The 22,196-nt window shown below is 47.0% G+C and carries 20 protein-coding genes and 1 other annotated feature; of the genes, 8 read left to right on the forward strand and 12 right to left on the reverse strand.

The features are described 5' to 3' along the window. Positions 1-19: 19 nt before the first annotated feature. Positions 20-742, reverse strand: a complete 723-nt coding sequence (locus KNO91_RS06530) for a metallophosphoesterase family protein (RefSeq protein ID WP_214787284.1) — start codon at positions 740-742, stop codon at positions 20-22. An 11-nt stretch (positions 743-753) separates the two neighbouring features. Beyond that, on the reverse strand, positions 754-1,479 hold the full coding sequence (locus tag KNO91_RS06535) for an SDR family oxidoreductase (protein WP_214795645.1): 726 nt from the start codon (positions 1,477-1,479) through the stop codon (positions 754-756). Positions 1,480-1,662: 183 nt separating this feature from the next. On the opposite strand from KNO91_RS06535, the gene KNO91_RS06540 reads away from it, so the two are divergent. After that, positions 1,663-2,100, forward strand: coding sequence for a universal stress protein (locus KNO91_RS06540; RefSeq protein WP_012726732.1), 438 nt, complete (start codon positions 1,663-1,665; stop codon positions 2,098-2,100). A 54-nt stretch (positions 2,101-2,154) separates the two neighbouring features. Here the strand turns inward: KNO91_RS06540 and KNO91_RS15430 are convergent, their stop codons facing one another. The 4 genes from KNO91_RS15430 to tpx all read right to left on the reverse strand — a co-directional run bounded on the left by KNO91_RS15430 (position 2,155) and on the right by tpx (position 5,937). Beyond that, complete coding sequence (locus tag KNO91_RS15430) at positions 2,155-2,751, reverse strand: 3D domain-containing protein (RefSeq protein ID WP_214795643.1); 597 nt, start codon at positions 2,749-2,751, stop codon at positions 2,155-2,157. Positions 2,752-3,127: 376 nt separating this feature from the next. Further along, positions 3,128-4,339, reverse strand: coding sequence for an acetate kinase (locus tag KNO91_RS06550; protein WP_214795641.1), 1,212 nt, complete (start codon positions 4,337-4,339; stop codon positions 3,128-3,130). Positions 4,340-4,458: 119 nt separating this feature from the next. Continuing rightward, positions 4,459-5,352 carry a class I SAM-dependent methyltransferase gene (locus KNO91_RS06555; protein ID WP_214795639.1) on the reverse strand — a complete coding sequence of 298 codons (894 nt, stop codon included), beginning with the start codon at positions 5,350-5,352 and terminating at the stop codon, positions 4,459-4,461. A gap of 96 nt (positions 5,353-5,448) precedes the next feature. After that, positions 5,449-5,937, reverse strand: a complete 489-nt coding sequence (gene tpx, locus KNO91_RS06560; protein WP_214817078.1) for a thiol peroxidase — start codon at positions 5,935-5,937, stop codon at positions 5,449-5,451. Between the two features lie 149 nt (positions 5,938-6,086). Here tpx and KNO91_RS06565 point away from each other — a divergent pair, with 149 nt between their 5' ends. After that, a complete protein-coding gene (locus tag KNO91_RS06565; protein ID WP_214694006.1) occupies positions 6,087-6,905 on the forward strand; it encodes an NAD kinase in 819 nt (272 codons plus the stop codon). 52 nt (positions 6,906-6,957) lie between these two features. Here the strand turns inward: KNO91_RS06565 and KNO91_RS06570 are convergent, their stop codons facing one another. Both KNO91_RS06570 and ezrA read right to left on the reverse strand, forming a co-directional pair. After that, the gene (locus tag KNO91_RS06570; RefSeq protein WP_214795635.1) at positions 6,958-8,529 is read right to left on the reverse strand and encodes an amidohydrolase; all 1,572 of its coding nucleotides are present in this window, start codon (positions 8,527-8,529) and stop codon (positions 6,958-6,960) included. 74 nt (positions 8,530-8,603) lie between these two features. After that, positions 8,604-10,334: a septation ring formation regulator EzrA gene (gene ezrA, locus KNO91_RS06575; protein ID WP_214795633.1), complete on the reverse strand. Its 1,731-nt coding sequence runs from the start codon at positions 10,332-10,334 to the stop codon at positions 8,604-8,606. Positions 10,335-10,569: 235 nt separating this feature from the next. Between ezrA and KNO91_RS06580 the strand changes: the two genes are divergently transcribed. Further along, positions 10,570-11,052 (forward strand): GAF domain-containing protein, encoded by a 483-nt coding sequence (locus KNO91_RS06580; RefSeq protein ID WP_214795631.1) that lies wholly within the window; start codon positions 10,570-10,572, stop codon positions 11,050-11,052. Between the two features lie 223 nt (positions 11,053-11,275). Beyond that, positions 11,276-11,875: a 30S ribosomal protein S4 gene (rpsD, locus tag KNO91_RS06585; RefSeq protein WP_074033444.1), complete on the forward strand. Its 600-nt coding sequence runs from the start codon at positions 11,276-11,278 to the stop codon at positions 11,873-11,875. A 34-nt stretch (positions 11,876-11,909) separates the two neighbouring features. Here the strand turns inward: rpsD and KNO91_RS06590 are convergent, their stop codons facing one another. Together KNO91_RS06590 and tyrS are read right to left on the reverse strand one after the other, a co-directional pair. After that, on the reverse strand, positions 11,910-12,536 hold the full coding sequence (locus KNO91_RS06590; RefSeq protein ID WP_214787269.1) for a GTP pyrophosphokinase: 627 nt from the start codon (positions 12,534-12,536) through the stop codon (positions 11,910-11,912). Positions 12,537-12,633: 97 nt separating this feature from the next. Then, entirely contained in the window at positions 12,634-13,881 is a 1,248-nt protein-coding gene (gene tyrS, locus KNO91_RS06595) for a tyrosine--tRNA ligase (protein WP_214817082.1), read from the reverse strand. A 47-nt stretch (positions 13,882-13,928) separates the two neighbouring features. After that, positions 13,929-14,126, reverse strand: a binding site (T-box leader). A 169-nt stretch (positions 14,127-14,295) separates the two neighbouring features. Between tyrS and KNO91_RS06600 the strand changes: the two genes are divergently transcribed. After that, positions 14,296-16,758, forward strand: a complete 2,463-nt coding sequence (locus KNO91_RS06600; protein ID WP_214817085.1) for a transglycosylase domain-containing protein — start codon at positions 14,296-14,298, stop codon at positions 16,756-16,758. 40 nt (positions 16,759-16,798) lie between these two features. Here KNO91_RS06600 and acsA read toward each other — a convergent pair whose 3' ends face one another. Further along, positions 16,799-18,505 carry an acetate--CoA ligase gene (gene acsA / locus KNO91_RS06605; protein WP_214817088.1) on the reverse strand — a complete coding sequence of 569 codons (1,707 nt, stop codon included), beginning with the start codon at positions 18,503-18,505 and terminating at the stop codon, positions 16,799-16,801. A 155-nt stretch (positions 18,506-18,660) separates the two neighbouring features. Between acsA and KNO91_RS06610 the strand changes: the two genes are divergently transcribed. The 3 genes from KNO91_RS06610 to KNO91_RS06620 are packed head-to-tail and all read left to right on the forward strand — an operon-like array spanning position 18,661 to position 21,101. Then, positions 18,661-19,290 (forward strand): GNAT family N-acetyltransferase, encoded by a 630-nt coding sequence (locus tag KNO91_RS06610; RefSeq protein WP_078147204.1) that lies wholly within the window; start codon positions 18,661-18,663, stop codon positions 19,288-19,290. 12 nt (positions 19,291-19,302) lie between these two features. Continuing rightward, the gene (locus KNO91_RS06615) at positions 19,303-19,935 is read left to right on the forward strand and encodes an acetoin utilization AcuB family protein (RefSeq protein ID WP_012726747.1); all 633 of its coding nucleotides are present in this window, start codon (positions 19,303-19,305) and stop codon (positions 19,933-19,935) included. After that, on the forward strand, positions 19,932-21,101 hold the full coding sequence (locus KNO91_RS06620; RefSeq protein ID WP_214817091.1) for an acetoin utilization protein AcuC: 1,170 nt from the start codon (positions 19,932-19,934) through the stop codon (positions 21,099-21,101). Before KNO91_RS06615 ends, KNO91_RS06620 begins: the two co-directional genes overlap by 4 nt. Before the next feature lie 50 nt (positions 21,102-21,151). Here the strand turns inward: KNO91_RS06620 and ccpA are convergent, their stop codons facing one another. Then, positions 21,152-22,165, reverse strand: a complete 1,014-nt coding sequence (ccpA, locus tag KNO91_RS06625) for a catabolite control protein A (RefSeq protein WP_074033452.1) — start codon at positions 22,163-22,165, stop codon at positions 21,152-21,154. Between the last annotated feature and the right edge of the window lie 31 nt (positions 22,166-22,196).

Raw genomic sequence — 22,196 nt, forward strand, 5'->3', positions numbered from 1 at the left:
ACCTTTACCTATATATTCATCAATAGAACAATCGGAACATGACATCGCGTTGCGGCACTTCGAATCGCTCCATTTTTTCTAAAAAGGTTCGCTTGTCATATGGAACTGCCCTCATGTCAACCCGCATCCCGCGCTCACCTTCAGTTAAAATAGCAAAGCGCGCAAGTTCATCTCGGGCGACACCGAGCGCACCTGGATTGACGTAGCGCTTCTTCTCGTCTTGGAATAGGTGAACCGGGTGGTGATGACCAAATAAGATGACATCCCCATCGTACTCTCCATACAACCGTTGCATGTTTTCAAGTGTCGGTTCGAGAATTTCATGAAATGGCTCTTCGACAATCGTCGCTTGCCGCTTTTCGCTCGGGATATGGTAATGGATACCGAACGCCTTCTGACCAGCAACCTCACCTGTCATCGTTCGCGGAAGCGACTCAAGAACATCCACATATTTAGCATCAAGATGACGTGCGACCCATTCGTGATGCGGTCGTGTGTGCGCATAGCTTTCCGGGTGACCTTGTCCGGCTATGAGCGAGACGACCGCCTCGTCATGATTGCCGGAAATCATGTGTGCCCCGCGATCAATCAATCGCTCCATGACCGCGTTCGAGTCCGGTCCCATCGCAATCATGTCACCGAGCGACCAAATCACGTCGACCCGTTCTATATCCAACGCGCGAAGGACCGCCTCTAGCGCCTCTAGATTCCCATGGACGTCTGTCACAACCCCAATCCTCATCGACCTTCCCCTCACTTTCGATATTGATGGACAACATTGACTCCGCCAGTCACATCAATGACGGCGCCTGTGATCATATCGGATTCCTCATGTAATAAGAAGGAAATAAGGCGGGCGATGTCTTCTCCAGTCCCATGTCGACCAACCGGTGTCCCTTCATCCACTTCCGCTTCCTCGATGCGCATTTCCTTTTGAGATCCGACGATGTTCCCGGGATTGACCATATTCGCCGTAATCCCAAAAGGTGCTTCCTCGAGAGCAACCGATTTCGTCAAACTGACGAGCGCTGTTTTCGCTGCCGCAAACGCTGAACGGTGAATCCACCCAGGAGCCGATGCACTTTCCGGAAACCCATATGAGATAATGCGCCCGAAACGTTTGGAGCGCATGGCAGGGATTGCTCGACGCATCAGCCAAAACGAGGCGGACAAGTTGCCGGTCACCACTTCATCCCACTCTTCATCCGTCAATTCGACGAGTGGTTTCCGTTCAAAAATATAAGGACCTGCGTTTAAAATCAATGCGTCCGGTTCACCAAACCGCTCGACTGCTTCCTCATAGGCGGAGAGCAGTTGTTCACGATCCGTCAACCCTGCCTCGATCATATGTATCCGCTCATGTTCCCAATCAATCGGATTCCGTTGCAATATACTGACGTGCCATCCTTCTTGTAACAGACGTTCCGTCACGACACGCCCAATTCCTTTCGCACCAGATGTAATCATTACATGTTTCATCGTCCAACCTCCTCCGCCTTATTTTACCCGTTCTGTCACGCGAATTCCAAACTTGGACATGTCGTGAACAACCTCATGAAAAAATTCACTCATTTTCATGACGAAAAAGCGTGAAAACCGAGAGAAGTGGTATACTATATATGTAAGCCGAACGTATATTTCGAGCGAAAGGTTGGGATTTACATGGCAATTGTATACAAACACATTCTATCTGCCGTCGACGGCTCTAAAGAGGCGGAACGTGCATTTGAGACCGCAATCGATGTTGCGATTCGTAACGAAGGAAAACTGTATGTAGGTCACGTGATTGATACGCGTACATTTGCGACCGTTGAAGCATATGATCGCACGATTACCGAGCGCGCTGAAACGTATGCCAAAGAGTTACTTGAAGACTATGTGAACCGTGCGAAAGAACGCGGCGTGAAAGAAGTCGAGACCGTCATTGAATACGGTTCTCCGAAAGTGACAATCGCTAAAAAGATTGCACCTAACCATGATATTGATCTTATTATTTGTGGCGCGACTGGGTTGAACGCTGTCGAACGCTTCTTTATCGGAAGCGTTTCAGAAAGCATTGTTCGCTACGCGAAGTGCGACGTTCTCATCGTCCGTCAATAACCGTCCATTCTCGAAAAAAGGGTCTTGCGCAATCGCAAGACCCTTTTCCTATTATTACAACACCTTGACCGTAACCGTTTTACGACCGAATTGAATCGCCGCACTGTGCGAATACATTAAGATATCGATTTTATTCCCTTTGATTGCGCCGCCTGTATCTGCAGCCGTATACGTGCCTAACAACTTGCTCCCTACATATACCTGAACTTTCGTTCCAAGCGGGATGACACGCGGATCGACCGCGATTACATTACGTTTTTGTGTACGAACATTCCAACCGAGTGCCGTCTTACCTGAACAGCCTTTGCAATAAGGTGTATACGCCGATGCTTTCATCGTATACGTTTTGCCGACAGACTGTTTCTTAGCTCCCGTTGTCGTGACATAGCTTGTCGCAACCCATGCTTTTTTCTTTTTATAATAAACTTGTGTCCAGGCCCCTTTCGAACCTAAACGTTGTAACTTTTGACCTTTGTTTAACTTACCTAAAATTTTAGTACCCATTCGTGCATCCGAACGAATATTTAAATCGTTCACTTTACTGACGACGTAAACTTTATTAGAAGAGGCAGCTTGCACTTGCGATTGTGGCAGGAAAAGCGTTGAAACTAAAATCGTAATTAGCATCATCCATCCTAACTTTTTAAGCATGCACTGTATCCTCCCTTAGTTCAGATCGTATCATCGATGAACTGTACATCGAATGTTTCGTCCAGATAACTATATGACGAAACATGAGTCAGTGCCGTTACACTTACGGTTCATTTGAATGTCATGAACGTTACAAATTGATGTCAAAACGGTCGTCTTCTTGCTCAAAATTGCAATTTTGAAACGAAGTAGAGATTTTCATATAAATTAACATCCAATATATGGTTAATTCATGACTCATATGTTACAAAACGATGCAAATAACCCGCCTTATGTTACAAACAGAAAATCATTTGTCCCATTCAATCTCTACGCCACTAGGAAAAAAGGCTCAAAAAAACCCACGTTACGCGAAGTAACGTGGGTTTGAGTGATCTTATGCGTGCTCTTCAACGAGGTTTGCAATACGAACTGTGTCACGCGCGATGACCAACTCTTCGTTCGTCGGGATGATGATGACTTTAACTGGTGAGTGCGGGTAGTTGATGAACAACTCTTTGCCACGTGCACCGTTGTTAAGTGAAGGATCCCAGTAAACGCCCATGAATTCAAGACCGCGAAGGATACGCTCACGGATGACGTCCGAGTTTTCACCGACGCCTGCTGTGAAGATGATGGCGTCGACACCATTCATCTCAGCGGCATATTGACCGATGTAACCGTGAATACGGTTTGAGAAGATTTTTAACGATACTTCTGCACGGTGGTTTCCTTCTGCAGCAGCTTGCTCGATATCACGCAAGTCACTCGAAATACCAGAGAGACCATAGACACCAGACTCTTTGTTCATGACGTTCAAGACGTCTTCTGCAGACTTCCCTGTTTTTTGCATCAAGAATGGGATAAGGGCTGGGTCAAGTGAACCCGAGCGAGTTCCCATCGTGATTCCTTCAAGTGGTGTGAAGCCCATTGTCGTATCGATTGAGCGACCGCCTGCAACGGCTGCGATTGACGCACCGCTACCAAGGTGACATGAGATTAAACGCAAGTCTTCGAGCGGACGACCGAGAAGTTCTGCCGCACGTTGTGTCACATACTTGTGGCTAGTCCCGTGGAAACCATATTTACGAACACCGTGCTCTGTATAGTATTCATACGGGAGACTGTACAAGAAGTTCTCTTCTGGCATCGATTGGTGGAATGCCGTGTCGAATACAGCAACTTGTGGAACGTTTGGCAAGATTGTTTGGAAAGCACGAATCCCAGTCAAGTTTGGTGGGATGTGAAGCGGTCCAAGCTCTGTGAAAGACTCGATGTTCTTCATGACTTCGTCGTCGATCACGACCGAATCCGCATACAACTCTTTGCCGTGTAACACGCGGTGACCTACGCCAGAAATCTCGTCGAACGATTGAATGATATCAAGCTCGATCAATTTTTCTAATGCCAATTCAACCGCTTCTTTGTGCGTGTGAAGTGGTGTGACCACGTTGAACTTCTGTCCTTCACCGTACTTGATTGTAAAAATTGCATCTTCTTTCCCTACACGCTCAACCAATCCGACTGCGAGCAACTCTTCCGTTGGCATCTCGAGTAACTGGAACTTGAGCGATGAACTACCAGCATTGACTGCCATAATTTTCGTCATGTCATACACCTCTTACCTTTCGTTTTAAACGCGTTTCTTTATCTGTTCAATTTAAAACTGATAACTGTATCATAATGAAGATACTTGATTTTGAATACCTTTTTCAAGTATTTTGTCTATTATTTTTGCGTTGTTTTGAACCAATCATCAATCTGTTTCACTACATTGGCAACTGCTCGGACATCCGTAAATGACGGAAGCTCAACGAATAAGGCTTGTTTCGGACGTGTGACGCCCTCCCCTACTTTTTGAAGGAGCAACAAACTTTTCGCATACCGCTCGTCTTTAAACATCGTCGTCGGAAGTTGAATCACACCTTTGACAACCGCTTCACGGTCCATCCACTGTTTTAATTTCCCTTCGTCATCCTGTTCAAACAAATTGTTCGGAATGACGAACAATCCGTGTCCACCCGGTTTCGTGTGACGAATCGCCTGCTCCATCATCAAGAAATGAGAATAGGCGTGTCCTTCGTCACGTTTCATATCGTATTCGTCCGCGACTTCATCATTTGGGTAGTAACCGATTGGAAGATCCGCAAGTGACAAATCGCTCGGTTCGACAAATAGCGGGGCGAGCGCGTCTTGATGGAAGTATGAAACCGGCTCTCCTAATAAGTTGCTGATTGAATAAGAGAGACGAAGCAACAATTCATCGACTTCAACCGCTTGTGCCGTCGCTTCTTTCAATTGCGAGAGGACCGCATGAGTCAACGTGCCCGTTCCGCTCCCAAGATCAAGAATCGTCGCGCCATCCTTGAGTAACTTCGTTGCCAAATAGCCCATGAACAAGCTGACCGCATCCGGTGTCGGTTGGTTGTTCGGTGGGAGTTGCGTCGTTTCTTCGAGCACGAGTAGACTGACGGCTTTTCGCACGTCATCCATCTTCTCATTTTCGATGTCGACATGGTCAAACACTTGCACGAGTGCCTCAATCGGTAAGACATCAAGGTCGTTGACAAGTTTTTTCGCTTCTTTCTTCCAATCACGATACAGTTGTTCGAAACGTTCCATTTTCGTTCATCCTTTCCATACAAAACCGGCCCCCATAAGAGGACCGGTCGGTTCACGTACTAGTGTAAGCTATTTTAATCAATTTCGCCAAACGAATCAATTCGCTTGTTCGAACGCCTTGAGTGCTGCTTCGAAATCGACTTCATCCGTCATTTCATCCATATATTGAACGTACTGGACGACGCCGTTTGAGTCGACGACGAACACCGAACGAGCGAGAAGACGCATTTCTTCAATTAATACGCCGTACGCTTTCGCAAATGATAAATCACGGTGGTCAGAGAGTGTGACCACGTTGTCTAGACCTGAGGCTGAGCACCAGCGACGCTGTGCGAATGGCAAGTCGTTTGATACAGTCAAGACTGTTCCACCAAGTGATGATGCTTTCTCGTTGAACTCACGCGTTTGTGCGTCACATACGCCTGTATCAATAGAAGGAATGACACTGATCATTTTTTTCCCCGGATAGCTTGCTAATGTCACTTCTTCTAGAGCTGTCGTCAAAACGCGGAAGTCAGGAGCCTGGTCTCCCACTTTTACCGGATTTCCTTGTAATGTCACGTTGTTCCCTTTAAATGTTGGCATGAACTCATCCCCTTTGTTGTAGTTACCTTCTCATCATATCGATGAAATTGAGCCTTTGACAAACTTCCTGCTTTTGGCTCTGTTTCAGTTTTCCCTATATTGGTTGAAGGAAACACGTTATAATAAGAGGGACACCATTGACAAAGGGGATGACTCAGATGAGAAATAACGTCTATTTGTACCATCGTAACGTCAACGAATTCACTAAAGAAGTGAAGAAGCTAAAAGAAATCGGGGAAAAACACGGGTTTAACATCGTCAATCAACCGGAAGATGCGAATATCATCGCTGCGGTCGGAGGAGACGGCGCCTTCTTACAGGCCGTTCGCTATACTGGTTTTCGTCAAGATGCCATTTATGTCGGATTCGGACGCGGATTGAACGAGTTTTATTGTGACTTTGACATACATAAACTCGATGAAGTCGACCGCCTCTTCTCGGACAACTCGACGCGAATCGAAGAAGGTCTAGAAGTACGCAAGTATCCACTACTCTCTGCATCGATTAACGAATCAACACCGCTTCTTTGTTTAAATGAAGCTTCCATTAAATCGAGTATCATTAAATCACTCGCCATCGAAGTCTATATTGATGACTTGCACTTCGAGACATTCCGTGGGGACGGAATGGTTGTGTCGACTCCTACCGGTTCGACCGCGTATAACAAATCGTTGAGCGGCGCGGTCGTTGACCCGCTCATTCCATGTATGCAAGTCAGTGAAATCGCTTCGGTCAACAATAACCGTTACCGTACACTCGGCTCTTCCTTTATCGTCCACGAATCGCGGAAGTTATCGCTTCGCATCGTTGAAGACGGAAACGATTACCCGATCATCGGTATGGATAACGAAGCGCTCAGTTTGAAGTACACGGACCGAATCGACATCGAACTCTCTGACAAAGTCATTAAGACTGTCAAGCTACGCACGAACTCGTTCTGGCATAAAGTACAACGTTCATTCTTCTAATACACAAGAGGAGCCGGTTGACCCTAGTTGGATCAATCGGCTCCTCTTTAGTTTATGATGTGACGACTTCTGCCTCATATACCGGCTTTCCTTCGACGACCGTCATGGCTAGACGATTTTGAAGGATGTCTTCTCCCTGTAATGTGAAGAAATCTTCGTCCCACACCGTGAAGTTCGCGTTGTAACTTTGAATCAATAACCCGTTTCTCCCGTGAGTGCCCGTCGCGACATGTGGTGAATACGTAAAGCTCCGAAGCGCCTCATACATGGACAGGCGTTCGCTTGGGTTTAACGTGCTCGATCCTTTAAATGACTGTCTTGCCACTGCACCGAACAATCCTTTTCGAACATCGACGGATGAAATCGGAGCATCACTTCCTCCTAATAGGAGTGCCCCCGTATCGAGGAGTGATTTGAACCGATACACGTCGTGAACGCGCTCATTCCCTAGTCGTTCAAACAACATGTCCAAGTCGTCTGAAAGGAAGACCGGTTGCGCGTCAATCAGGACAGGCAATGATTTGATGCGTTTGATCAACGAATCGTTCAACAAGGAAGCGTGAATAATTCGGTCACGCGTCCCTTTTTTAGCAGGATACTTCTCAAGTAGGCTGACAAACTGTTCGACGGCTGCATCCCCAATGACGTGGGCCGCGACATTCATCCCGTATGTTCGCGCCTTTTTCACGAGAGCCTCTAGATGATCCGGTCGGTGGACTTCGATTCCACGCTGTCCCCGGTCGTCTGCGTATGGAGCGGACAAGAGGGCAGTGCGACCACCAAATGAACCATCCACGAACAACTTCATCGCCCCAAAATCAAATCGCTTTCGCTTTGTCATCGCGTCATGTTGAATCACACGGTCCACGACTTGCTCATGAACGAGAAGGTGCGCTTGGAATGGCGTTTCACCCAGTACATCCTCATACGCTTGAATCGTTTCAAGTGGGTCTCCATGATAGAACAAGTCTTCGGTATGGGCTCCGACGATACCGTGCGCGAACAACGAGTCGATCGCCCGTCGCAGCGACGCCGCATTTTTCTTTCGGTTTCCACTCAACTCTTTATATAAGAGGTCGAGCGCAGCATCATATAAGACACCATTCAACTTCCCTTCGTCGTCCCGACCAAGTTTTCCACCTTCGATGACCGTGTGATGGATCAAACCAAGTCGCTCAAGTCCTTTCGAGTTCACGACGGCCACATGTCGGCACACACGCTTCAAAACGACAGGACGATCCGAAATGACTTCGTCAATCATGTCACGCGTCGGCATTTCACCAAGTAACCGATCATCAAATCCTTCAGCCACCACCCAGTCGTCATCCGACCCTTGTTGTTTCATCGTCTCAAGTAATTCTCGAAGGTTGGTCGCCTCGCTTGCATCGACACGATCTAGCGCTTCTCCGTAGCCGACGAGGTGAATGTGTGAGTCTGTGAAGGCAGGATAGACACTCTTTCCTTCTAAGTTCACAATCTCCTCAATTCGACCGGCGTATGTACGACGGAGATGTCCTTCTTCCCCCATTTTTAATATACGACCATGTTCTACAAACATGGCACGCATCATCTCACCCGGTTTATTCAACGTATAGATGTTTCCATTAACCCATAACGTACCCATCTGACGATTCCTCCTCGATTGAAAAAAGATTGACGTCTACGTTTTTCCCGTTTCCGTCAATCTTCATGCATTGTTTATTTTTTTAGCAACTCTTGCTGTTCCAATCCTTGATCGACACGGCGACGAATCTCGTGCGCGCCTTCCTCTTCGAATCGACCAAGCACACGCTCACCGATTTCAACGGCAGTTCCGTACTCACCATGCAAAAACTTGTTTTCTGCAAGTGTCAAAGCGATGTGTACTTCGTTGTCACGACGACGGAATCGGTTGGCGTATTGTAACAACTGTTCAGCATACGTCACTTGACGAATGAGCGCATGGACACGGTCGCGGAAATGATCCATCATTTCTTCCACATCATGACTGAGCCCTACAATATAAGTCATATTGAATGGCGCTTTGTCGAACTGTTCATCTAACGACTGGACACCTTTTTGCAGTTGGCGTAAGTCGTTGGATAAGTCATTCGGGACGACAGGCATCGCACTTTTCGCCAAGAGGCGTCGATGCGCTGACAATTCTTTCTTCCATGTTTCGAGCTTATGTCGTACTTCGAGTTCTTCTTTTCGTAACGAATTCGTATCCTCGATGAATCGTTCATGCATGGCATTGAATTGATCGAGCGAACGTTTCGCTTCTTGGACTTTCGATTTAATCATGCTGAACGGTAACATTTGGGCGACAAGCGCTTGTTCGATATCAAGTACGTTCGCAGTGAGTGTCGTCCGCTCGCGCTCGAGCTGTTCAAACTCTTCACCGACGCGAGCGTTAATCTCATAGTTACTGACGAGTCGAGACATTTCCGATTGCAGGTTGTTCATGACTTCAGCAGACTGACGCTCACGCTCCTGAATCGTTGCAAATTCTTTTTTCACGTATTGGCGTGCATCGACTTCCGTTCGGAACGCTTCAAACAGCTGGTCGATATCGGAACTCAACTGCTGCATATCCTCTTCAAAGTGATCGAACTCCAATCGTTCGATTCGAGCCATCAGTTCTTCACGACGCTCTTCCGCTTGATCGATTTCATCCATCAACCCGAGCGGTTCGAGCGCGTACCCATCCATTTGCATTTCCTTATGTCCAGACCGTAACTGTTGAAGCTGTTGCTTTAACTCCACTTGTACCGTACGTACGAATTGTGGAATGATTCGAATCAATTCACGAATGTGACCGACTTGATCTGACAAGGATTGTCCAGTCTCAAACGCTTCAGATACTTGACCGATTTGTTTCAAGTTGATCATTTCACTGCGTTTCGCCTCGGCGGCGGCAATTTCTTGTTCAACAAGTGTATATGTCGGTCCGAACGCATGATTTTGTGAATTCAATGTTTTGCGGAACTGATACAATTCCTTTTCGTCTTGCTTCACAATGTCCATAAGCGAAGTGTGGTGTGTCGTGAATTCATCCATCTCATCGAGCATGGCGTGTACCATCGTCTCGAGTTCTTCGATGAGTTGCTCTGTCGCATTCAAGTCTGCCTTCACTTTCATAAAGCGATATTTATCCAAGTCTTCCTCGGCCCGGTATAACGCTTCATCGATTTGACCTGCATGCACACTGACCAACTCATCCCAAGATTGATGCCAACGATCAAACTTTTCTTTCGTTTCCCCTTCCATTGGCCACTGCTTGAACTTTTGAAGTTCAACCGGTATGCTCGCGCTGAGCACACTTTGTTTCCTCATATCCAAGTCATCGATTTTTTGGTAAAAATTCCTTCGAATGAGCATACTCCCCAACATACCGCCTAATACGACGACGATGATTCCAATGATTAATCCATAAATTCCGTAATCCATCTTTGTCACAACCTCCAAGCCGCTTTCGTGGACTTATGTACCTTATATAAAAAAGAAGTATTTTATAAGAATAGATATACCTAATCATATTATAGAACCAATGATTTGCATAGGTTTTCCAATGGTTTCAGTGGAGATTGTTCATTTTTTCGGAACTTTCAGGCAAGACAAATCCGAAATTTGCGTGTACCATAATGCTAAATTCTAAAAACAAGAAAGATGGAGGGGATTCAACATGTTCCAAACGACATCCTATTCTGGCGATTTAGCGGCCGGTTATGAACTCTTAAATAAACAACTCGCTGCTTTATTAGAAGGCGAAACAAATACGGTTGCCAACCTTGCCAACGCTAGTGCTTTATTGAATCAATTTTTAGACCGAATCAACTGGGTCGGCTTTTACGTAACAAACTCTGAGGATAGCTTGATTCTCGGTCCTTTCCAAGGTCTTCCAGCTTGTGTGCATATCGCATTCGGAAAAGGCGTGTGCGGAACAGCCGCGGCTACACAAGAAACGCAACTCGTCGCTGACGTCCATCAATTCCCGGGACACATCGCTTGTGATGCGGCTTCGAACTCTGAAATTGTAGTCCCGCTTGTACGCGATGGGAAAACAATCGGCGTCCTCGATATCGACAGTCCAGAATTTGACCGCTTCTCTGAAGTCGACCGTGAAGGCCTCGAGCGTTTTTGTGAGACGTTACTTCGCTTTATTTGATTGACAAGCGATTACTTTCATCGTATACTCATCTTTGTGCATGAAATGACGATAGCAGTCATTGACAAACGTATCCACCTTTCGGGCCTCGACTTTTGTCGGAGGGGCATCTCGTAGCTTCGCTATCAAGTGAAGGTGCTTGCACCTTGAAAGGGGCGTTACTCGTCTTTGACACCGTTGTTCTTTTGTGCAAAATACATGAACAACAAGGAGGAGTCCAATCATGGCTCGTTACACAGGTCCAGCTTGGAAACTCTCGCGTCGCTTAGGCATCTCGCTTAGCGAAACGGGTAAAGAATTAGTAAAACGTCCTTACGCACCAGGTCAACACGGAAATGGTCGTAAGAAAATCTCAGAATACGGTCTTCAGCTTCAAGCGAAGCAAGCACTTCGTCACATGTACGGAGTGAACGAGAAGCAATTCCGCCGCATCTTCAACGATGCTGGTAAAATGCCAGGCATCCACGGTGAGAACTTCATGTTCTTGCTCGAATCACGCCTTGACAACCTCGTTTACCGTTTCGGTCTCGCTCGCACACGTCGTGGAGCACGCCAACTCGTCAACCACGGTCACATCACAGTTGACGGATCACGCGTAGACATCGCGTCTTACCGCGTAAAACCAGGTCAAGTTATCGCAGTTCGCGAAAAGTCGAAAAACGTTAAAGCAATCGCTGAAGCTCTTGAAGTAGCACCAGCTACAAAAGACTTCGTATCGTTTGACGCTGAGAAACTCGAAGGTACATTCGTACGTCTCCCAGAACGCGCTGAACTTAACGACCAAATCAAAGAGCAATTGATCGTCGAGTACTACTCACGTTAATGCTTTTAATCCCCTTCTTCCGAAGGGGATTTTTTTATTTCTTTAATATCTCATGTCGAATGCGTCCCATCTGTGTATCGAGGGCATCTGCCATAAGTGCTGCCTCTATTAACTCTTCTTTAGATGATTCCGGTACGTCATGCTGGTATTTATATTGAAGCTTATGTTCCGTCGCTGCCCAAAAATCCATGGCGAGCGTACGAATTTGAATCTCAGCCGGTACCCAGATGATTCGTTCCGCCAAATAGACTTTCGTCTTCACAATCAGATGTAAACTCCGATATCCGCTCGGCTTCGGATGTTCGATATAATCTTTGACTTCGATGATGTCTAAATCATCTCGTGCCTCAAGATGTCTCAAAATCTCATAAATATCATCACGGAAGCTCGTGACAATTCGGATTCCTGCCACATCGTGTACATGTTCCCAAAGTGCAGAAACCTCTAACGGTAAATCTTTTCGCTTCATTTTGCGCACGATGGACGGTAACGTCTTCATTCTGGTCTTCACGTGTTCAATCGGTGAATAACCGAGTCTCGTCTGCCAATCCAAGTCGATGATTCCAAGGTCGCTCTCGAGCTCCGTGATTGCCATTTCGTAATAGCGGAAGTGCTCGCGCCATTGCTGGAATTGATCGCCGAAAAATTCTTCGATTTCCATCTTCAGCCCTCCTCTTTCTCCATTTTATCAAATTCATCCTGCTCGTCATGCATCAAAAAACGTCCATTCCTCAACAAATGAGGAACGGACGTAGTCATCATACGTGACGAATCACAAAGTATTTCTTCTTACCGCGACGAATGATTGTAAATTCACCGAGCGTGTCTTCGCGTGTCACGACTTTATCGAGCGCTTGTTCACGTTCACCGTTCAAGTAAATCGCTCCGTTCGTCACGTCTTCACGTGCTTGACGTTTCGATGGTGAGATTTTCGCTTCGACGAGGAGGTCGACAATATTGCGCTCTCCGTCGAGTTCGAATTGTGGCATTCCTTTAAATGCGTCTTCCATGTCTTCCGGTTGGAGCGACGTCAAATCTCCGCTAAAGAACGCTTTCGTGATGCGTTCCGCTTGCTCAAGTCCCGCTTCTCTGTGGACGAGTTTCGTCATTTCTTCTGCAAGACGGCGCTGTGCCACGCGTTTCTCAGGCGCTTCTGCCACTTCAGCCGCGAGCGCTTCAATCTCTTCATGCGACATGAACGTGAAGTATTTGATGAACTTGATAACATCCGCATCGTCGACGTTGATCCAAAACTGGTAGAACTCGTATGGTGATGTCTTGTCAGCGTCTAACCAAACCGCACCGCCAGCCGTCTTCCCGAACTTTTGTCCGTCTGACTTTGTGACAAGCGGAACCGTAAGACCGAACGCTTTTTCTGAATGGCCAAAACGACGAATCAATTCAAGACCTGCCGTAATGTTTCCCCATTGGTCACTTCCGCCGACTTGAAGACGGCATTTCTCTGTCTCGTATAATTTCAGGAAGTCGTAAGATTGAAGCAACATGTATGAGAATTCTGTGTAAGAAATTCCGTTCTCCATACGCGAGTCGACCGAATCTTTCGCAAGCATGTAACTGATCGGGAAGTGCTTTCCGATGTCGCGGAGGAAGTCGATGATTGACATCTCTTCTGTCCATTCGTAGTTGTTGCGAATCGTGATTGGGTTTTCCCCTTCAAGTGGAAGGAATCGGCTCAACTGATCCTTGATGCGATCTGAGAAAAGTTTGACCGTATCCAATGTGTTCAATGAACGTTCATCCGAACGACCAGACGGGTCTCCAATCATACCTGTCGCCCCACCGACGAGCGCGATGACCTGATGGCCTGCTTGCTGGAAACGTTTTAGCGTCAAAATCGGGAGCAAGTGCCCGATATGAAGCGAGTCTGCCGTCGGGTCAAACCCCGTGTACAACGTCGTTGGTTGTTTCAATTGTTCTTTTAAACCTTCTTCATCTGTCATTTGGTTGACAAGCCCTCGAAACTCTAAATCTTTTAATAGTTCCATCTGTTCCACTCCTTCAATTGACATAAAAAAACGTCCCTTCTCATATGAGAAGGGACGGAGATTCCGCGGTACCACCCTACTTGTCGCAATTTGCGACCGCTTGAGCGAGAGATAACGGTCTCGAACCGGCCCGAAGGCACGCTCTGAAAGTGTAATTCATCGTTTGGCATTGGCTAGTTCACAGCAACCACTAGCTTTCTGGACAAGAGGCCCACCGACTACTTCGCTTTCTTCATTGCGTCATCATATCGTTGACTATGCTATTCATTTTATAAGCATCGTTTTCAACTTGTCAACTCCCATATCGAAACTTGCACGATACATCCGTTTCACGATAAGGTGTAGATTGAAATTGTGCTATAATCGAATATATTACTGTCTAAAATAGTTTTACACCATATTAAGGAGGCTGTCATGCTGCAGAAGATTCGAGACTTATGGAATAATCCGACGTCCATGAAAACACGTCGTTATGCCAATGTGATTTATGATGTGTCGTGGAACGTTTTACTCCTCACCATCATTTCTGTTGTACTAATCGGATTTTTAGGTGCCGGAATCGGTGTCGGATATTTCGCATCCCTTGTTAAAGATATGCCGACCCCTGCCTATAAAACGATGACGTCACAAATTAATACGTATACGTCGACGTCGAATATTTATTTTGGGAGCGGAGAACGAATCGGGAACTACACGACCGATGAAGTCCGAGTTCCAATCCCAATGGAAAAAGTATCACCATATGTCGTTGACGCGCTTCTCGCGACAGAGGACGTCGAGTTCTATGAACACGACGGAGTCGTGCCGAAAGCAACACTACGCGCAATCTTACAAGAAGCGACAGGGTCAGAGGATCGTACTGGTGGTTCGACCTTGACGCAACAATTGATCAAAAACCAAATGCTGACGAACGAAGTATCATTCGAACGCAAAGCAAAAGAAATTTTACTTGCCCTCCGTCTTGAAAAAGCGATGGATAAAGATGAAATTTTAAATGCCTACTTGAACGTCGTCTCATTCGGTCGTAACTCGATGGGACGCAACATTTCAGGAATCGAAGCCGCTGCGAACGGCGTCTTCAACACTTCTGCTGAGAAATTGACGCTTCCACAAGCAGCATTTTTAGCAGGTATTCCAAAAAACCCGTTCTTCTATACGCCTTACTACCAAGGCGGAGTCATTAAAGAAGATGTGTCAGGTGCGGTCAACCGAATGAAGACCGTCTTGAACCGGATGTACGTCGCAGGGAAGATTACGCAAGAAGAGTATGACGCCGCTTATAACTATGACATTACGCAAGATTTCATGAAGACGCAGTCGAAGCCGCGGGATAAGTATCCGTATGTCGTGCAGTGGGCGGAAGATGAAGCTCGCTTGATTGTACGTGATCACTTGTTGGCACAAGACGGGGTAGACGTCAGCGAATTGAACGCTGACGACCGACAAGAAGTACTCAGCACATATGCTCGTCGTGCGCATAATGCCCTACGTCAAGGCGGTTACAACATCAAGTTGACGCTAGATAAAGGAATTTATGAGGCAATGCAAAAACCGGCGAAAAACGATGGAAACTTTGGTCCAAACAATGTGAAAGACCCTGAAAACGGACCCGAACAAACATCGTCAATCATGCTTGAGAATAAAACCGGAAAAATTCTCGGGTTTGTTGGTGGACGCTATATAAATGGTAAGACAGATGATTTTAACCGCGCTTACCAAATGGAACGCCAAATCGGTTCTACTGCGAAATCAATTCTTGTATATCCAAACGCAATCGAACAAGGATTAGTCACGCCAGCAACAGTTGTCGTAGACGAAGAATATAAGTACCAACATGGATCTGAACCAAATACAGTTTCTGTCGGTAACTACTATTTTAATCCCCCTTATCGCGGTGCGATGACTGTTCGCGAAGCGCTTAAAATTTCTAGTAACGTACCGGCTGTAAAAATTTATGAAGAACGAGCTGCCTTTAGACAAGATACTGAAAAGCTGATCCAAATGGGGATCGATGTACCTGACGAAATGCGTGATGCTCCGTCAATGGCACTTGGTGTTAACTCAGTGAAGCTTAAAGATCTTGCTTCTGGTTATGCCATGCTTGCAAACCTTGGTGAACACGTCGAACCTTACATGGTTGAGAGTGTCGAGTATCAAGGCGAAGTCATTTATCAACATGAACAGAAAAAGACAAGAATTTATCAAGATCGAACCGCTTACCTCGTTGTAGACATGCTTCGGGATGTCTTTAAATCAGGTACAGCAACTTACGCAAATTCATTGTTAAACGTACCAGGAGACTGGATGGGTAAAACCGGTACAACACAGGATGTACGTGATTCTTATTTTGTCGCTTCGACTCCAGGTATTACACTCGCAGTGTGGACAGGATACGATCAAGAAGCTAGATTAAACGAAAAGTATCCATATGGCGGAGCGTATCAACGTACACAGAATATGTGGTCGCAACTTATTAATAATGCTTACGGTGCAAATCCTGAAGTGTTCGAAACGGATGCTCGTTATAAACAACCTTCTAGCGTAACTGCGAAAGACTTCAAAGATTCTGGTTCATTCTCTGAGAAGAAGAAAGTAGAAGAGAAAGAAAAAGAAGAGGAAGAGAAGAAGAAGAAGGAAGAAGAAGAGAAGAAACGAGAAGCGGAGGAAGCGAAGGAAGAGGCTGAAGAGAAGAAACAAGAAGCCGCTGATGATGCTGCCGCTAAGAAAAAAGCTGAGGAAGAGGCGAAGAAGAAAGCTGAAGCCGAAGCTGCCGCTAAGAAAAAGGCCGAGGAAGAAGCGAAGAAGAAAGCTGAAGAAGAAGCTCAACAAGAAGCCGATCAACCAGCTGAAGATAACGCCGATTCGGACGGTGCATAAACAAAAGGTCGACACATCGCGTGTCGACCTTTTTCATATCTCAATCTTCCATCGTCGAGAGGTCACCTGTCTCGAGGTTCAACTCCCAAGCCTTCAAGACACGACGCATGATCTTACCACTTCGTGTTTTTGGAAGCTTGTCTTTGAATTCGATTTCACGTGGTGCCGCATGGGCAGCTAATCCTTCTTTGACGAATTGCTGAATTTCTTGTTTCAATTCATCCGACGGCTCATAGCCTTTTCGAAGCGCGATGAACGCTTTGATGATTTCGCCTCGGATCGGGTCCGGTTTCCCGATGACACCCGCCTCAGCGACAGCCGGATGTTCCACGAGTCGACTCTCCACTTCAAATGGTCCGACGCGTTCTCCAGCCGTCATGATGACGTCATCCACACGTCCTTGGAACCAGAAGTATCCGTCTTCATCCATGTAAGCCGAGTCGCCCGATACGTACCAATCTCCCCAGAAATAGCTCTCATACTTCGCATCATTCTTCCAAATCTTCCGCATCATCGAAGGCCAAGGCGTTTTGAGTGCCAAGTTCCCCATTCGGTGCGGCGGAAGTGGTTGACCCCGATCGTCTAAAATGGCAGCTTCGCATCCCGGAATCGGTTTCCCCATTGAACCCGGTTTGATGTCCATCGTCGGGTAGTTACAAATCATCATCGCACCCGTTTCTGTCATCCACCACGTATCATGGATTCGGAGGTCGAACGCCTCGTGTCCCCAACGAATGACTTCAGGGTTCAACGGCTCACCGACCGATAAAATATGACGCAATGACGACAAATCATACTTTTCAAACGCCTCATCCCCCGCACCCATGAGCATGCGGAACGCCGTCGGTGCACTATACCAGACCGTCACACTGAATCGTTCAATGACCGAATACCAAAATTCTGGATTGAATCGTCCCCCGACGATAACGTTCGTCGCCCCGTTCAAGAACGGTGCAAAAATACCATAGCTTGTCCCTGTCACCCAGCCTGGGTCAGCGGTGCACCAATAGATATCGTCTGGCTGAAGGTCGAGCACCCATTTACCTGTCATCATATGTTGAATCATGGCGTTATGAACGTGGAGAACCCCTTTTGGCTTCCCTGTCGAACCTGATGTATAGTGTAAAATCAGACCGTCTTCTCGGTCGACCCATGTCAATTCAAGATCTGTCGTCGCATCGTTCGCCAGTTTGCGATAGTCGAGCACTTTCCCCGACTCTTCGACATCGTCACCGACGAGTAAAATCGTCTCAAGGTGTGGCAACTGGTCGACCGGTACACGTGGTAACAGTTCTTTCGTCGTCACGATCACTTTTGCTTCAGAGTCGAGCAATCGATCATGTACCGCCTGTTCCATGAACGCCTCAAATAACGGCCCTACGATTGCACCGAGTTTGATGGCACCGAGTAAAATAAAATAAAGTTCTGGCTGACGTGGCATAAAGATAAAGACGCGGTCGCCTTTCTCCACACCAATCGACTTCAGAACATTACCAGAACGATTACTTTCTTGCTTCATATCTGCATACGTGTAGCGCTCTTCCCGATCCCCATCGAAATAGAGCAATGCCACTTTTGTCGCCAATTCACTTTCTGCATGGCGATCGATTGCTTCGTACGCCAAATTGACTTTCCCCGTCAAGTTCCAAGAAAATAAAGCTTCTGCTTGTGTCCATTCAAACGACTGACAAGCCTCTTCATACGACGCTAATTGATGTTCCCCTGTTAACGCTTTCAATTTTTCCATCGTTAAAGATTCGCCTCCCCTGTAAAGATTGGTATAACCACTTTCAGTATAGTGTTAAAATTATGACAAATCAATGAATTTCCAATTTCATCAAAACAGGATGATTCCTACTTGATGAAAGCGCTATAATAAGAGGTGGAAAAGGTGGTGACCCTATGGAAAAACAATATCATTCAAAAGTGTGGCAGACCTCACAAGGTGACGTCACGATTGACGGTCCGGTGGCACCTGACGTGTTGCGGACGTATCGTCTTGATGAAGGATTGACAGCTTTTCGTGAACCGGAAGATCAGCACGAGGCACTCGTCGATATTGCTGGGTTAAAAGAAGGAAGAATCATCGTCGCCAGGCAAGACGACCTCGTGATTGGATACGTGACGTTCCTCTACCCCGACCCTTATGAGCGTTGGAGTGAAGGAAACGACCCATACATCCTTGAACTCGGGGCAATCGAGGTGAGTCCTCGCTTCCGTGGTCAACGAATCGGCAAACAATTACTCGAAGTATCGATGATGGACCCACATATGGATGACTTTTTAATTTTGACGACCGAATATTATTGGCACTGGGACTTGAAGGGTAGCGGACTCTCGATTTGGGATTATCGCAAAGTCATGGAGAAGATGATGAATCACGGTGGACTTGTTTTCTTCCCGACAGACGATCCTGAGATTGCCTCCCATCCTGCCAACTGTTTAATGGCTCGTATCGGAAAAAACGTGCGCCAAGAATCAATCGACCATTTTGATTCACTTCGTCTTCGCCGACGATTTATGTACGACTAAGGAGGGGATTTCATGTTAATCGAACAAATGATGAATCGACATGTCGTGACGATTCAACCGACCAATACGATTGCCCATGCCGCAAAATTGATGCGTGAACATCGTGTCCGACATTTGATTGTGACAAATCCTGCTCGACAAGTCGTTGGGATTGTCGGGCAATTCGAGATGAGTGGCGCGACGAGCGTCTTTCATCCAGAAAGTGAAAATGCGGACTTTCAAAATCCTGTATCGAGTATCATGCGGTCCGAGGTACCGACCGCGCATCCTTTTGATTTCTTTGAAGATGCAGCTGCGTTATTTTATGAAAACCGACTAACCTGTCTCCCAATCGTCGAACAAGGGAAACTCGTCGGTGTGTTGACGGAGACCGATTTATTGCGTTATTTCGTACAATTGACCGGCGCACTCGAACCGAGTTCGCAAATCGAGATTCTCGTCGAAAATACGACCGGCACACTCGAAAAAGTGACCCGACTCCTCGCCAAAACGAACGTCAATATCATCAATGTCTTCGTTCATCCGACGAGCGATCCGTATAAACGTATCATCTCATTCCGTGTCCAGACGATGAACCCACTCCGAATCATCGAACGCTTGAAACGTGAAGGTTATGATGTACTCGGTCCGGAGATGTCGCGATGAGACCGATTTACATATTTGGCGAAGACGAGACGTCTTATCGCTTTCATGAGGATCATCCGTTCAATCCGTTACGACTGGAATTGACGACATCCCTTCTGATTGCAGCCGGAAAACTTTCCAAATCGGAATGCGTGCCCCCTCCACTCGCTTCGGTGGATGAGTTAGCGCTCGTTCATGACCTCGACTACATCGAAGCCGTCCAAGCTGCGGCAGCAGGAGAACTCTCTACATTGAAAGCAAATAAGTTTGGTCTTGGCACGGAAGACACACCCATTTTTCCGAGCATTCATGAGGGCGCGGCCCGTCTTGTCGGCGGGACGATTCATGCGCTCGATCTCGTGGCGAGCGGGAAAGCAGAGCGGGCCTTTCACGTCGGAGGCGGGTTACATCATGGTATGCGACGCAAAGCATCAGGATTTTGTGTATACAACGACGCAGCCGTCGCGATTGCACATGTCAGGAAACAATACGGGTCTCGCGTCCTTTATGTCGATACCGATGCGCATCATGGAGACGGCGTCCAGTGGCTCTTCTATGACGATGATGACGTGATGACACTATCGATTCACGAGACGGGACGTTACCTCTTCCCCGGTACCGGAATGGTGACAGAACGGGGGAACGGCAAAGGATATGGCTACAGTTGGAACGTACCGGTCGATGCGTTCACCCAAGATGATTCGTTCTTGAAATGCTATGAAACGGTTTTACGAGAGGCGTGCGAATGGTTCAAACCCGATATCATTCTGACCCAAAATGGTGCCGATGCCCATGTCTTTGATCCGCTCACCCATTTGGCGTCGTCAATTCGGACATTCGAACAAATTCCGCAGATTGCCTCACGCCTAGCCGATGAATATACAGAAGGTCGCCTCGTCGCGCTCGGTGGTGGCGGCTATGATTGGTACCGTGCCGTACCGCGCGCATGGGCACAAGTATGGGCCGGTCTGACGAGAGAGGCACCCTACTCTGGAGATATTCCGCGCGAGTGGATTGAGAAGTGGTCAGGTATCGCTGGTCAACCGTTGCCTACTCGGTGGGACGACTCTCTATATTCGTTTGACCATATCCCGCGACGTCAACAAATCGAAGAAAAGAATTGGGAAGTCACGAAGCGTGCCTTCTGGCCATTCATCTCAAATGATCGAAAATCAATTTACCTATAAAAATAAGCCTCCCCTTCCACACATGTTGTGACGGATGGGGAGGCTTTCTTTTAGTCTTGGCGAAGGGAGTCACGACGTTCGATTCGGTGAGGAAGAACGACGTTTTTCTCTTCAATTTCTTCCGCGTTCAAGATTTTCGTCAAGAGACGCATCGCGACGGCTCCGATGTCGTACATCGGTTGAACGACTGTCGTCAATTTCGGACGAATCATCGTCGCGAGACGCGTATTATCGTGACCGACGACTTCAAAGTCGTTCGGAACTGAATAGCCAGCATCTTGAATCGCGTGGATGACACCGAGGGCCATCTCATCTGTCCCAGCAAAGATGGCTTTCGGGCAATCATCTCGTTGCAACATTTTTTGCATCGCTTCGAGACCTGATGCGTACGTGTAATTCCCAAGAATCATATCGTTGTCGTGGAATGGAAGACCTGCATCTTCAAGGGCACGACGATATCCCGCGAATTTCTTCTCGCCATTAATCTGTTGCTCGAGTGGTCCCGTGATAAATCCAACACGGTCATGTCCGTGGTTGATCAACATCTGTGTCGCGTCATAAGCCGCTTGTTCATAATCGATGTTGACGGCCGGGAGATCATATCCTTGGTTCAACGTCGCTGCGAGAACGATTGGAACCGGCGATTTTTTAAACTCTTCGACGAGATCCTCATGCAAACGTCCACCCATAAAGATGATGCCGTCCACTTGTTTTCCTAACAGCGTATTCAGTAAATGCACTTCTTTGTCACGACTTGAATCCGAGTTTCCAAGGATGATGTTGTATTTGTACATCGTCGCTACATCTTCAATCCCTCGCGCTAAGTCAGCGAAGAAAATGTTCGAGATATCCGGTACGATGACACCGACCGTTGTCGTTTTCTTGCTTGCTAGTCCACGCGCGACGGCGTTCGGACGATAACCAAGGCGATCAATCGCATCTTGTACTTTCTTACGTGTCGTCGGTTTGACGTTCGGGTTTCCGTTGACGACACGAGAGACGGTCGCCATAGACACCCCGGCTTCTCGTGCGACATCGTAAATCGTTACGTTATTACTATTCATAAACTACTCCTCCTACAAGTCCTGATTTTCA

It is taken from the genome of Exiguobacterium sp. s59 (assembly GCF_018617475.1).
In the GTDB taxonomy this organism is placed as follows: domain Bacteria; phylum Bacillota; class Bacilli; order Exiguobacteriales; family Exiguobacteriaceae; genus Exiguobacterium; species Exiguobacterium aestuarii.